At 73.4% G+C, this 12125-nt stretch carries 10 protein-coding genes; 3 read left to right on the top strand and 7 right to left on the bottom strand.

Going from position 1 to position 12125, the window contains the following annotated elements:
* The first annotated feature begins 48 nt into the window (after nucleotides 1–48).
* Entirely contained in the window at nucleotides 49–1344 is a 1296-nt protein-coding gene (locus ACQKM2_RS30080; RefSeq protein WP_427715164.1) for a PspC domain-containing protein, read from the top strand.
* Nucleotides 1331–1555, top strand: coding sequence for a hypothetical protein (locus ACQKM2_RS30075; protein ID WP_427715163.1), 225 nt, complete (start codon nucleotides 1331–1333; stop codon nucleotides 1553–1555). Before ACQKM2_RS30080 ends, ACQKM2_RS30075 begins: the two co-directional genes overlap by 14 nt.
* Here ACQKM2_RS30075 and ACQKM2_RS30070 read toward each other — a convergent pair.
* From ACQKM2_RS30070 to guaA, 4 genes are all read right to left on the bottom strand, one after another.
* Nucleotides 1519–2010, bottom strand: a complete 492-nt coding sequence (locus ACQKM2_RS30070; protein WP_427715161.1) for a DoxX family protein — start codon at nucleotides 2008–2010, stop codon at nucleotides 1519–1521. The genes ACQKM2_RS30075 and ACQKM2_RS30070 overlap by 37 nt on opposite strands.
* 19 nt (nucleotides 2011–2029) lie before the next feature.
* Nucleotides 2030–3286 (bottom strand): hypothetical protein, encoded by a 1257-nt coding sequence (locus ACQKM2_RS30065; protein ID WP_427715159.1) that lies wholly within the window; start codon nucleotides 3284–3286, stop codon nucleotides 2030–2032.
* A gap of 102 nt (nucleotides 3287–3388) precedes the next feature.
* Nucleotides 3389–4189 carry a class II aldolase/adducin family protein gene (locus ACQKM2_RS30060; protein ID WP_427715158.1) on the bottom strand — a complete coding sequence of 267 codons (801 nt, stop codon included), beginning with the start codon at nucleotides 4187–4189 and terminating at the stop codon, nucleotides 3389–3391.
* A gap of 110 nt (nucleotides 4190–4299) precedes the next feature.
* Nucleotides 4300–5892, bottom strand: coding sequence for a glutamine-hydrolyzing GMP synthase (guaA, locus tag ACQKM2_RS30055; protein ID WP_427715155.1), 1593 nt, complete (start codon nucleotides 5890–5892; stop codon nucleotides 4300–4302).
* Between the two features lie 369 nt (nucleotides 5893–6261).
* On the opposite strand from guaA, the gene ACQKM2_RS30050 reads away from it, so the two are divergent.
* A complete protein-coding gene (locus ACQKM2_RS30050) occupies nucleotides 6262–6525 on the top strand; it encodes a chorismate mutase (protein ID WP_125595846.1) in 264 nt (87 codons plus the stop codon).
* Between the two features lie 284 nt (nucleotides 6526–6809).
* Here ACQKM2_RS30050 and ACQKM2_RS30045 read toward each other — a convergent pair whose 3' ends face one another.
* From ACQKM2_RS30045 to ACQKM2_RS30035, 3 genes are all read right to left on the bottom strand, one after another.
* Entirely contained in the window at nucleotides 6810–8432 is a 1623-nt protein-coding gene (locus ACQKM2_RS30045) for a hypothetical protein (protein ID WP_427715152.1), read from the bottom strand.
* A gap of 181 nt (nucleotides 8433–8613) precedes the next feature.
* Nucleotides 8614–10413, bottom strand: coding sequence for a GMC oxidoreductase (locus ACQKM2_RS30040; RefSeq protein ID WP_427715151.1), 1800 nt, complete (start codon nucleotides 10411–10413; stop codon nucleotides 8614–8616).
* A 9-nt stretch (nucleotides 10414–10422) separates the two neighbouring features.
* Entirely contained in the window at nucleotides 10423–12054 is a 1632-nt protein-coding gene (locus tag ACQKM2_RS30035) for a succinic semialdehyde dehydrogenase (protein WP_427715150.1), read from the bottom strand.
* Nucleotides 12055–12125 lie beyond the last annotated feature (71 nt).

Raw genomic sequence — 12125 nt, 5'->3', positions numbered from 1 at the left:
GGGTAGGGCCCGGTGCCGGGGGGCCGCACCGCCCGTCACCATGGACCCATGACCGACGTACAAGACGCCCCGCCCGGGGATCCCGGGGCACCGGCCCCCGCCGAGCGGCCTCCGCTGCGCCGCAGCAAGCGCGACAAGGACATCGCGGGCGTGTGCGGCGGCCTCGGCCGGTATTTCGACCTGGACCCGGTGGTGTTCCGGATCGTGCTCGGGGTGCTCGCCGTCACCGGCGGCGTCGGCCTGATCTTCTACGGCTTCGCGTGGCTGCTGCTGCCCCTGGAGGGCGAGGAGGACAGCGAGGGCAAGCGGCTGCTGACCGGCCGCGTCGAGGGCGCCACCCTGGCCGCCGTGTTCAGCGCCCTGGTGGGCTGCGCGCTGTTCCTCTCGATGCTGGACAACGGGGTGATGGGGGCCTTCTCGGTCCTGGTCATCCTGGCGCTCGGCGGCGCCTCCTACTGGTCCCGGCGCCACCGCGCCACCGCCGCCCCCGAGGTGCGGGACCCCGCCGCGCACCGCCCGGCGCCGCCCGAGACGCAGGCGCCGCCGGTGCCGGGCAGCCCCTCCTGGTGGCGGGACCCGCTGGTCAAGGACGGCACCACGGGCCCGGTCGGCTCGACCGGCTACCTGTGGGGCCCCGACGACAGCGACGCCGGCCGGGACCGGCCGGGCACCGCCCCTGAGAAGCCCCGCCGCGGGGCGCCCGTACGGCCGCGCGGCGGGATCGGCGGCCGGGTGTTCGTGCTGGCCCTGCTGGCGGGGGGCGTCGGCACCGCCGCGGTGTGGCAGGACAGCACCCTCGGGCACGCCCTGCAGGTGGGCCTCGCCTCCGCGCTGGCCGTCTTCGGGCTGGGTCTGGCCGTCAGCTCCGTCAAGGGCCGCACCGGTTTCGGCACGGTCCTGCTCGGCCTGCTCACCGCCGTGCTGCTCGCGGGTGCGGTGGCCATGCCGCGCGAGATCGGCACCGACTGGCGGGACGTGGCCTGGCGCCCGGCGGCGGTGGCCGACGTACGTCCCGCGTACGAGGCGGGGACGGGGCTGGCCACCTTGGACCTGAGCCGCCTGGACGTGCCCAAGGGCGCGACCGTGGCCGTCCGCGCCTCCATCGACGCGGGCCGGCTCAAGGTGGTCCTCCCCCGGGAGGTCACCGCGAAGGCCGACGTGTCGATCCGGCTCGGCGACATCGAGCTGCCCGGGGACACCGGCCCCGGCATCCGGATCAGGAGCGGGGGCGAGACCCGGCGGGCGACCCTGCCCCCGGCCGCCGGCACCGAGGCCGGCGGGACGATCGAGCTGCGCCTGGAGGCGGGCGTGGGACAGGTGGAGGTGGCCCGTGCGGCGTCATGAGTTCCAGCCGGGACGGCTGCTGGCGGGGCTGGTCCTGACCGCGGCGGGCGTGCTCTACCTGCTCGACGCGGCCGGCGAGACGGACGTGCCGTGGTTCCTGGTGGTCCCGTTCGCGATGGGCGGGCTGGCGCTGTCCGCCCTGGTCGGGATGGTCACGTACGCCGTGCGCCGGGATCAGCGCGACCGGACCATCGAGTCGAACGACCAGTAGGGCGCCCCCGCGAGGACCAGCGGGGTCCAGGCCATCAGGTACGCCAGGTCGTTGCCGTAGTAGTACGGGGTGACGGCCCAGGAGACGGTGAGCCACAGGCTGAGCGAGATCAGCAGTCCGCCGGCGGCGGCGAGGCGGGTCAGCACCCCGGCGAGCACGCCGAGTCCGACGAGGAGTTCCCCGATGGCGATGGCCACGCCGAAGCCGACGGGGGCCTTCAGCGCCAGGTCCACCAGGGCGGGGATCGCGGAGGTGTCGCGCACCCCGCGCATCATCTCGCCGATCGAGCCGCTGCCGGTCTCCGCGAGGAAGCCCGCGGCCGTCAGCTTGTCGATGCCTGCGTAGACGAAGGTCACGCCGAGGAAGATCCGCAGCGGGAAGAGCGCGTAGCGGGTGGCCAGCTCCTTGAGCGGGGTGGTCGTCCGCTGCCCGGATGGGGCGTCAGTTCGGGTCACGCCCCCATGTCTACCCCGTTCACTCGGCCACGTCGATGACGCAGCGGTTGGATTCCACCCCCGCCGCCGTGACCACCTGGACGTCGACCCGGCCCGGCTCGACCTCGGCGGGCACCGGGACGGTGAGCACCGCGTCCGACGGGTTGGTGAACCCGCCCGCCACCGGGACCAGCGGCACGTGCACGTGGACCGCCCCGACCCGTACGACCAGACGGGCGAGCATCTCCGGGGTCCGCGCGCCGGGCGGCACGAAGCCGACGCCGCGGATCTCGATGTCGTCGCCGGGCCGGACGGCCGCGTCGATGTCGCCGGGCTCGCGCCTGCGCACCACCGACAGCACCAGCGGCCGGCTGCCCTCGGCGTACTTCGCCGCCAGGTACACCGCCGCCGACAGGGCCACCAGCAGGGCCAGCGCCCACGGCAGCTGCGGCAGCCGGTCGGGGAAGCGGGCCAGCGACACCGCCGCGTAGGCCAGCACCACGGTGGAGACGAGCACGTACTGCGCGTCGGGGAAGCTGCCGCGGCCGTCGTCGTCGGTCAGCAGGTCCACCCCGCGCGGCCGGTCCGCCGGCAGCTTCTGCAGCCGCTGCCCCATGATGCGTACGGAGACCACGCGGCGGACCAGCACCGCCACCGCCGAGGTCAGCGCGACCACCGAGAGCAGCGGCAGCGCCCGCTCCAGCGCGAACCCCTGGTACAGGGCCTCGCGCTCGGGGCCGGGCGAGGAGGCGGCCAGCCGCAGCGCGGGCAGCAGCGCCGCGAACGCGGTCAGCACCAGCCAGGCGCTCGGCACCGCCTTCGAGGTGGAGAGCCGGTTGTCCTCCCCCACGACCGGCGCGAGCAGACCGCCGTGCAGCGACTGGGCGCGGGCGGCGACGGTGAGCAGCCCGGCGAGCGCCAGCGCGGCCAGCAGCCCGGCGGTGCGGGCGGTGGACCAGCCGGTGCCGAGCGCGGTGCCGACCTGCACCAGCAGCAGCACCCCGGCGGCGATCCACAGGGTGAGGACGGCCCGCCGGGAGAACAGGTACAGCCAGGAGTTCCCGGCCTCCCGGCCCCGGTCGGCGACCGTGCGGGCGGACAGGGCCAGCTCGTCGGAGACCCACTGGCGGGAGGCGCCGAGGGAGTGGGCCACCGCGGCCGGCACCCCTTGCCCGGCGGCGAACTCGTCCCGTTTCTCCAGGAACGCGGCGACCGCTCTGCGGTGCCCCTCCCGTGCGCAGTCGTCGCAGCCGCAGACGGCGGTATGGGTACTCCGGGACATCTCTTGGACAGCCACGTGCGTGCCGCCTCTCTGAACTACGGTGCAATGCCAGCGAATTGTGCACCACTGCGGCAGTGCTCCGGATTGCGCACGATGTCAGAGCAGGTGATTAACGGTTCATGATGTTGACGCCACGTCCTCGACGGTCTGCCACAGCGGCTGGTAGCTCACCCACGCGGCGAGATCACCACCGAACCGCTCCCGGGTGGCGACGGCCGCGCGGTGGTCGACGGGCACCGGTTTCCCGGCCGCCCGCGCGATCAGCTGGACCTGCGCGGCCCGCTCCGCCGCGATGAACCACCACGCGGCCGCGTCCACCGAACCGCCGACCGTCAGCAGCCCCTGGTTGCGCAGGATCAGCGCCTTGTACGGGCCGAGGGCGCGGGCCACCCGCCACGGGTCGGCGACACCGCCGCCGGGGTACTCGTCCAGCAGCGCGTGGTCCTCGTAGAAGGCGCAGGCCTCCTGCGTGACCGGGGCCAGCAGCTCGCCGAGGCAGGCCAGCGCCCTGCCGTACGGGCCCTGCGCGCGGACCACCGCGACCGCGTCGGGCCGGGCCCGGTGCACGGCGGCGTGCACGGCGAAGGCCAGCTCGTTGAGCCGCCGGCCGCCCTCCAGCACCCGCCCGCTCCCGTCGGCCAGCAGCAGGTCCCGCGGCCGCAGCCCCGCGAAGGCCCGGCCGAAGGGGTTCACCCAGTAGCAGTCCTCGAACTCGGGGTCCCGCACGGTGACGTGCCCCGAGACCCCGTCCTCGTACCCGAGGCGCCCCAGCAGCCGCAGCGCCCCGGCGAGCCGCTCCTTGCGGTGGGCGCGCTCCCGGGCCGGGTCCTCGAACACCGGCGGCATCTCGAAGGCCAGCCGGTCCACCGGCACGGGTACGGGCTGGTCCGGCATGGCTGTCCCCTCCTGCTGGATCACGGTCGCGGCGCAAGGTACCGGCGCGGCCGCCAACAGGCCATAGGAACGGCGGAGCCGCCGCCCCCCGCGGAAGGGGGGACGGCGGCTCCGTCAGGTCCTGCGGGCGGGAACTACTCCCACTCGATGGTGCCCGGGGGCTTGCTCGTGCAGTCGAGGACCACGCGGTTCACGTCCGGCACCTCGTTGGTGATGCGGGTCGAGATGCGGGCGAGGACCTCGTACGGCATGCGCGTCCAGTCCGCGGTCATGGCGTCCTCGGAGGAGACGGGGCGCAGCACGATCGGGTGGCCGTAGGTGCGGCCGTCGCCCTGCACGCCGACGCTGCGGACGTCCGCGAGGAGGACGACCGGGCACTGCCAGATCTCGCGGTCGAGACCGGCGGCGGTGAGCTCGTGGCGGGCGATGGCGTCGGCCTCGCGCAGCAGGTCCAGGCGCTCCTTGGTGACCTCGCCGACGATGCGGATGCCGAGGCCGGGGCCGGGGAAGGGCTGGCGCTGGACGATCTCCTCGGGCAGGCCGAGCTCCTGGCCGACCATCCGGACCTCGTCCTTGAACAGCTGGCGCAGCGGCTCGACGAGCTCGAACTCGATGTCGTCGGGGAGGCCGCCCACGTTGTGGTGGGACTTGATGTTGGCGGTGCCGGTGCCGCCGCCGGACTCGACGACGTCCGGGTACAGGGTGCCCTGGACCAGGAACGCGACCGCCGGGCCGTCCTCCTGGAGGATCTCCAGCTGGGCCTGCTCGAAGACGCGGATGAACTCGCGGCCGATGATCTTGCGCTTGGTCTCCGGGTCGGAGACGCCGGCCAGCGCGGTCAGGAAGCGCTCCTGCGCGTCGACGACCTTCAGCTGCACTCCGGTGGCCGCGACGAAGTCCTTCTCGACCTGCTCGGTCTCGCCCTTGCGCATCAGGCCGTGGTCGACGTACACGCAGGTCAGCTGGGAGCCGATGGCCTTCTGGACGAGGGCCGCGGCGACCGCGGAGTCCACGCCGCCGGACAGGCCGCAGATGGCGCGCTTGTCGCCGACCTGCGCCTTGATCGCCGCGATCTGCTCCTCGACGATGTTGCCGGTGGTCCAGGTGGGCTTCAGGCCCGCGCCCCGGTAGAGGAAGTGCTCCAGGACCTGCTGGCCGTGCGTGGAGTGCATCACCTCGGGGTGGTACTGCACGCCGTACAGCTTCTGCTCGTCGTTCTCGAAGGCCGCGACCGGGACGACGTTCGTCGACGCGGTGACGGTGAAGCCCTCGGGGGCGGCGGAGCAGGCGTCGCCGTGGGACATCCACACCGACTGGTGCTCGGGGGTGCCCTCGAACAGCGTCGAGCCGGGCTTGGAGACGGACAGCGGGGTGCGGCCGTACTCGCGCGCACCGGTGTTGTCGACGGTGCCGCCGAGGGTCGTCGCCATCAGCTGGAAGCCGTAGCACATGCCGAAGACGGGGACGCCGGAGCCGAAGAGGGCCTGGGCGTCGTCCAGGCGCGGGGCGCCCTCCTCGTACACGGAGGACGGGCCGCCGGAGAGGATGATCGCCTTGGGGTCCTTGGCGAGCATCTCGGCCACGGGCATCGTGCTGGGCACGATCTCGCTGTAGACGCGGGCCTCGCGGACGCGGCGGGCGATGAGCTGGGCGTACTGCGCGCCGAAGTCGACGACGAGGACCGTGTCCGGGGCGCTGTCGTGGGCGGCGGAGGGTGCTTCTGGCACGGGACGGCCTTCCGGCGGAAAGTGGTGGCTGTTTTGTCGATTCTACCGGTGGCGCCGACCGCGGATTTGTCGCACCATCCGAGGCCCACGTCACGCCGGGGCGCCCCGGCGCCCCGGACCCGCGTCACCGCCGGGGCGTCTCAGCATCCGGGCCGGGTTGGCCGGGGCGCGGGCAGGGGGCCATAATCCACACCATGCGCAAGCAGCTGAGCTTCCTCTTTACCTATGGCACCGGCCGGTCCGGTCGCCATGGGTCCGCGTGATGCTCGCTTGAGCCGCTGACTTCCCAGAGCGCCCCGGTCCGACAGGACCGGGGCGCTCTGCGTTTCCGCTCCTGCCGGGTCACCCACCCACCACAGGAGAGACGCCATGACCACGATCACCACCACCCCCGAGCAGCTGATCGCCGGCTCCCGCGAGCGCATCGACGCCCTCGACGACCGGATCATCGGGCTGATCCAGGAGCGGATGGCCGTGTCGGCCGTCATCCAGGAGGCCCGGATCGGCGCGGGCGGCCGGCGGGTGCACCTGTCGCGCGAGATGGAGGTGCTCTCCCATTGGAGCGATGCCCTCGGCAAGCCCGGGACCGCCCTCGCGATGACCCTGCTGGAGCTGTGCCGGGGCCGCGTCTGACCGGGCGGGCGCCTGTTCGTCACCCGTCCGGGCCGTGACCGGGCCGGGAGCCCTTCGTTGGTGAGGTTGTCCGTGCCAGCCAGGCGCGGGACGCGGCAGCACCACGCGTGGCTCCACGGGAGCGATGAGACGCGACGCCCGACGGCGCGCGTCGTGGGACCTCGTTCCCCTCGTGTGACCGGACGGCAGGGGACAGCAGCCCGGTCACCCCATGAGGACGGCCGGCCCGGGGGACGCCCCGGGCCGGCCGTTCGTCTGCCGTCACGCGCTTACGCGTTACGCGGTCACGCGTGCGCGCCGCCGTTGCCGCGGCGGCGGAAGGACAGGTACAGCGCGGCGCCGACGGCGAACAGCCCGGCGCCGGCGATGCCGACCAGGCCGGCCGTGCTGCCGGTGGAGGCCAGCGGGCCGCCGCTGCGGCCGGCGGCCGCCGAGGCGTTGTTGCCCGTGGTGGAACCGGTGGTGCTCCCCGCGGAGGGCGAGGCGCTCTTGGAGGCGCTCGGCGAGGCGCTGCCGGAACCGGAGGGGCTCGGCGACTTGGTCGGGGTGACCGTCGGGTTCGCCGTGAAGTCGGCCAGGTTGTTGGCCGGCACCTGGTCGAAGCCGTGCCGCGTGAGCTCGCCCTTGGCGTCGAGGGTGCCGACGGTGACGGCGCCCTTGGCGTCCTTCACGACCTTCTCGATCTTGAACTCGAAGGGGAACTCCAGCTTCTCCTTCTCCAGCACGGACGTCCCGGTGGCGCAGCGGTACAGGGTCGGCTGGACGGCGCGGCAGGCCGCCGGGGCCGTGAGGACCTTCACGCCCTTCGGGAGCGCCACGTCGACCACGGCCGCGGGGTCGCCGGTGACCCAGGCGGGGCCGTTGTTGCGCGCGGCGACGACGACCTTGGCCCTCGTGCCGGCGGCGCCCTTGACGGTGAGGGCCTCGGCCGCGAAGTCGGCGGTGTTCGCCACCTTGAGGTCGGCCGCGAGCTTGTTGTCGGTCTCGTTCAGGTCGGGGGCGCGCAGCGGGGCGGGCGCCGCCTCCGCCTTCTTGCGGGCGACCAGCTTGCGGCCCGCGGCGGTCGCGGCACCGGCCGCGTCGGGCGCCTTGGCGTCCGTGGCCTTCTGCGGGGCGCCCGCCGGGTAGATGCCGTACGTGAACCGCTCGTTGAAGGCGTTCGCGCCGGCCTTCAGGTGCAGCGGACTGTCGCCGGCCAGCTCGTAGGTGGCCTTGGCCTCGAACTCCCCCTCGACCGTGCAGACGACGGTGTTGGAGGTGCGGTCGGTGCGGTAGGTGCAGTTGTCATAGCGCTCCGGGAGCTCCAGGCCGCGGGTGGCCTCCAGCTCCAGGACCACGCCCTTGGCCGACTGCGTGCCCTCGTTGCGGAACGCGAGGGGCAGGGTCTGGCTCTCGCCCGGCTTCGGGTCCGTCCTGAGGGCCAGCTTCCGCATGACCAGGTCGGGGCCGCCGATCTGGAGGGTGGTCTCCGCGGGGGTGACGGTGGCTCCGGCGGCCGTGCCGGTCACCTTGACCGCGCCGAGAGCGCCTTCCCTGGCGTCCTTCTTGGCGGTGGCCACCAGGTTCACGCCGGGGCGCGGGCCCTTGTCCTTGCAGACCAGCTTGGTGGCGCTCTTCTCGCACTTCTTAGGTGCGGCGGAGCTCTCCTCGACGGAGGCGAAGCCGTCGACCGCGGCCAGGTCGACGGTGAAGGTGAACTCGCCGCCGAAGGCGCCGATGTCCTGCAGGTGGAAGGACACGTCCACCGGCTGCGGGGTACCCGTCGCCGGGTAGGGGCGGAGGGCGAGGGCGGACTGCCCGACCAGGCGGAAGACGGGGTCCGCGGATTCGGCGGCCATCGCGGTGGGGGCGGTCAGCCCCACGGCCACCAGGCCGCACGCGGCCAGCAGGGAGATGCGCTGTCTCATGCCCCCCTTGACCCCCGGACCGCCGTCGCGGTTGCACGCACGACCGTGTGACCGACACCACAGCTTGCCGCAAAGGATTCCGGTACAACCTTTTTCGGCAACCGCCTGTCCACTCTTGTACTGCGGCGGGCACCGCGCTCGGAGGGGGAGCGCGGTGCCCGCCGCGGTCGTCTTCCCGGGGTCAGTGCTCCGGTTCCGGTTGCCTGGGCGGGATTTCGGGGACCGCGAGGAACGGCAGCCGCAGCGCGCCGAAGGCCTCCTTGGGCACGGCCGGGGCGACCGGCTCCACCGCTTCCAGGCGCCGGTAGGCCTCCCCCTGAGCGGGACGCGGGTCCGCCTCTCCCTTGTTGGGCCAGTACGACATGGCCCGCTCGGCCTGCGCCGTGATGGTCAGGGACGGGTTGACCCCGAGGTTGGCGGAGACCGCCGAGCCGTCGACCACCGAGATGCCCGGGTGCCCGTACAGCCGGTGGTAGGGGTCCACCACGCCCTCCTCCGGGGAGGCGCCGATGGGGCAGCCGCCGAGGAAGTGCGCGGTCAGCGGGGTGCCCATCAGCTCGCCGACGTTGCTGCCGGGGAAGCCGTTGATCTCCTCGGCCAGCAGCGTCGCGGCCTCGGTGGCCTCGGCGATCTGCACCGGGTTGGGCGCCCCGTGGCCCTGGCGGGCCGTCAGCAGGCCCTTGCCGAGTCCGCCGGGCTTGCGGTACGTGGTCAGGGAGTTGTCCAGGGACTGCATGACCAGGCCGATGATGGTCCGCTCCGACCAGCGCCGGTTCGACAGGGAGCGCAGCAGCTGCACCGGGTGGGTGGCGGTGCGGGCGAACCAGGCCCGTACGCGGTGCCTGGCGTGGGGCACCTGGAGGATCGTCATGAACCCCATGGCGTTGGAGCCCTTGCCGTAGCGGACGGGCTCGATGTGGGTGTCGGCGTTGGGGTGCACCGACGAGGTGATGGCCACGCCCCGGGTGAAGTCCGCCCGGGCCCCGGCGCCGTGCCGCCTGCGGTAGCGGCGGTCGTCGGTCTGGGCGCCGACCAGGCCCTCGGAGTTGGTCCGGGTGAGGTCGCCGAGCCGGGCGGAGATCCGGGGGAGCTCGCCGAGGTCCTTCATGGTGTGCAGCAGGGTCTGGGTGCCGTAGGTGCCCGCCGCGACGACCACGTGCCGGGCGCGCAGCACCTGGGCCCGGCCCTTGCGGCGGTCGGCGGTGGGGACGATGCGGACCCGGTAGCCGCCGTCGGGGTGATCGGAGAGGGCGGTGACGGTGGTCATGGGGCGGATCTCCGCCCCGGCCTTCTCGGCGAGGTGCAGGTAGTTCTCATTGAGGGTGTTCTTCGCGCCGTGCCGGCAGCCGGTCATGCACTCGCCGCATTCGGTGCAGGCCCTGCGGGCGGGTCCGGCGCCGCCGAAGTAGGGGTCGGGGACCTCTTGGCCGGGGCGGACCTTCGGCTGTCCCGCGGCGTCCTCGCCGTCGCCGAAGAAGACGCCGACCGGGGCCATGTGGAAGGAGTCCCCGACGCCCATCTTCTCTGCGACGGCCTTCAGGTGGACGTCGGAGGGGGTGAGCGTCGGGTTGAGCCGGACGCCGAGCATCCGCTGTGCCTGCTCGTAGTAGGGGGCGAGTTCCGCCCGCCAGTCGGTGATGGAGGCCCACTGGCGGTCCTCGAAGAACGCGGCGGGCGGCACGTACAGGGTGTTCGCGTAGTTGAGCGAGCCGCCGCCGACCCCGGCGCCGGCCAGCACCATCACGTTGCCGAGCAGATGGATGCGCTGGATCCCGTACAGCCCGAGGGCGGGCGCCCACAGGTAGTTGCGCAGGTCCCAGCTGTTGCGGGGCAGGTCCTGGCGGGTGAAGCGGCGTCCTGCCTCCAGGACGCCGACCCGGTAGCCCTTCTCGGTCAGGCGCAGCGCCGAGACCGATCCGCCGAACCCCGATCCGATGACGATGACGTCGTAGTCGTACGAAGAGTCGCTGTCGTGCGGCACGGGTTCCCCTTAGCGCAGTCGGAGGGCCTTGAGGACCTTGAGGCTGCTCGTCATGAAGCGGGCGTACTGCTCGTCGTCCATGCCGAGCGAGGGCGCCATCGGGAGCAGCCGCTGGTGGGCGACGGTCTGCGCCTCGGTGTACTTGAGGATGCCCTCGGAGCCGTGCCGGCGGCCGAGGCCGGATTCCTTCATGCCGCCCATGGGGGCCTGGGCGCTGCCGTAGGCGGGGGCGTAGCCGTCGTTGATGTTGACGGTGCCGGTGCGCAGCCGGGCGGCGACGGCGTGGCCGCGCCGGGCGTCCTTGGTCCAGACGCTGGAGTTGAGGCCGTAGGGGGTGGCGTTGGCCTGGGCGACGGCGTCGTCCTCGTCGGTGAACCGGTAGACGGAGACGACCGGGCCGAAGGTCTCCTCGGCGCAGACCGACATGGGGGCCTCGACCCCGTCGAGGATGGTGGGCTCGTAGAAGAGCGGGCCGATGTCGGGGCGGGCGGTGCCGCCGGCGACGAGGGTGGCGCCCTTGGCGACGGCCTCGTCCACGTGCCGCTGCACGGTCTCCAGCTGGCGTTCGCCGACGAGGGAGCCCATGTCGGCGCCGTAGGCGAGGGAGGCGCCGAGCCGCATGGCCTTGGTGCGGGCGGCGAAGCGCTCGACGAAGGCGTCGGCGATCGAGGCGTGGACGTAGAGCCGCTCGATGGAGATGCAGAGCTGGCCGGCGGAAGAGAAGCAGGCGCGGACGGCTCCGGCGGCCGCCTTCTCGACGTCGGCGTCGTGCAGGACGAGCATGGCGTTCTTGCCGCCGAGTTCGAGGGAGACGCCGACCAGGCGGGCGGCCGCGCCCTGGGCGACCTCGCGGCCGGTGCGGGTGGAGCCGGTGAAGGAGACGTAGTCGGCGTGCCGGACCACCTCGGGGCCGACGACGGGGCCGTCGCCGAGGACGACCTGGAAGACCTCGGCGGGCAGTCCGGCCTCGATGAGCAGGTCGCGGGCCCACAGGGCGGTCAGCGCGGTCTCGGTGTCGGGCTTCATGACGACGGCGTTGCCCGAGACGAAGGCGGGCAGGGCGTCGCCCACGGAGAGTTCGAGGGGGTAGTTCCAGGGGGCGATCTGGCCGACGACCCCGCGCGGCTGGCGCAGCTCGGTGACCTTGGTGAGGGTCGGCATGGCGCCGGTGTGGCCCTTGGGCCGCAGGTACGAAGGGGCCTTGCGGCCGTAGTGGCGTGCGGCGACGGCGACGGCCTGGACCTCTTCGTGGGCGTGCAGGCGAGCCTTGCCGGTCTCCAGCTGGATGAGGTCGAGGACCTCGGACTGGCGGGCGAGGACCAGGTCGTGGAAGCGCAGCAGGACGGCGGCGCGCCTGCGTACGGGGACGGCGGCCCAGTCGGGCTGGGCGGCGCGGGCCTTCGCGAAGGCGGTGGCCACGTCCTCGGGGGTGGCCTCGGGCAGGTCCGCCAGCTTGGCCCCGGTGAAGGGGGTGTGGTTGGCGGTCCGGCCGGAGCCGATCACTCCGCGGGTGAGCCGGGTGACCAGGGCGGGGGTCACCACGTCGGCGGCAGTGCGGGCGCCTGCCGGGGCCGGGGCGACCGGGTTGGTGGGCTGCGGTGCGGAGCGGAGGGTGGCGGCGGGGGCCTGCGAGTCCGTCATGGCGGTGAGCGTATTGGGCGGACGGGCCTTTGGGTACCCGTGGGTAACCGGATTTTGCCAAATCTGCCAGT

The organism is Streptomyces sp. NPDC004126, from assembly GCF_050275515.1.
GTDB lineage: Bacteria > Actinomycetota > Actinomycetes > Streptomycetales > Streptomycetaceae > Streptomyces.
This window is presented reverse-complemented; position numbering and strand designations above follow the sequence as displayed.